Origin of the sequence: Phenylobacterium sp. (genome assembly GCF_030693805.1) — a bacterium.
GTDB lineage: Bacteria > Pseudomonadota > Alphaproteobacteria > Caulobacterales > Caulobacteraceae > Phenylobacterium.
This window is the reverse complement of record NZ_JAUXZW010000285.1, coordinates 1-1,045: the sequence shown is the minus strand read 5'-3', so window position 1 is coordinate 1,045 and position 1,045 is coordinate 1. Positions and strand designations below refer to the sequence as shown.

Genomic DNA, 1,045 nt, shown 5'->3' with positions numbered 1-1,045 from the left:
ACGCGAGCCGCCAAATTCTGAATTGATTATTTTGGATTGCGCTTCCAGTCTAATATCATAATCCTCTAGGGGAATTCTTCCTTCAAATTTTACTTTTCGGCTTTCCGCTTCGGCGCCGCCTAAAATTTTTATTCCGCTTCCAGAAACAAATTCAAAATCGCTTCGGAACGAATAAACATAATCTGTTTTAACTATATCGAGAATTCCGAGTCGCCATAAATTTGAATATTTGTTGTAAGATATACTGTTCTTAATTATTAAGTCCGAAAACAAAACATCCGTGTTTTGCAAATTAATAAATGAATTTTGGGAATTACCGTTAAACGCACCACTAAATTCAGAGCGGTCCACCTTTACGCCCTGTTCATCATCGGCATAAATAGTAAATAGTTTCAGCTTTCCGGTTTTTGAATAATTATAAACCATCCCGCCGGTAAAGTTTTTCGAATTCGGCGTAACTGTCAACCTATCCAAACCACCGTTGAGCCAAAATATTGGTTTAGTAAAATTTTGCCTTGCGTCGAAGTATATTCCGAATTTTTCTGGATCAATCGCTATTTCTGCCGTAACATTTCCGCTGGCGATGGAGAGACCCACGCTAGCGCGCGTATTTTCCGGTTGATTTTTGGTTTCTATATCGAGCACGCCGGATAACGCATTTCCGTATTTGGCAGAAAAACCGCCGCTTGTAAAGTACATAGACTTAACCGCGCTTTGGTTGAGGTTTGAAAAAATTCCACCATACGCGGATTCGTAAGTAAATGGATGGTACATAACAGATTGGTTTATCATAGTAATTGTTTCTATGGGATCCCCGCCGCGCACATAAAGTTCAGCGCTTTCCGAAACCTGAGTAATGCCGGGCATTGTTTTAAGCGCTTGATAAATATCTGTTGCTCCTCCGGGTGTTGTAAGAACATCAATGCGGCTTACCACTAATCCCTTTTCTTTTTCGGAGCCATATGAGCTTGCTGTAACAATTGCCTCGCCAAGTTTTACTGCGTTTTCTGTTAAAATTATTTCTTCAATAATTTTTTTTGAAGAG

1 protein-coding gene is annotated in these 1,045 nt (G+C 39.7%); it reads right to left on the bottom strand.

Annotated elements, in window-relative coordinates; genetic code table 11:
• Nucleotides 1-1,045 (bottom strand): TonB-dependent siderophore receptor (locus tag Q8M88_RS11005; RefSeq protein ID WP_305597203.1); only part of this gene is annotated, 1,045 nt, incomplete at both ends.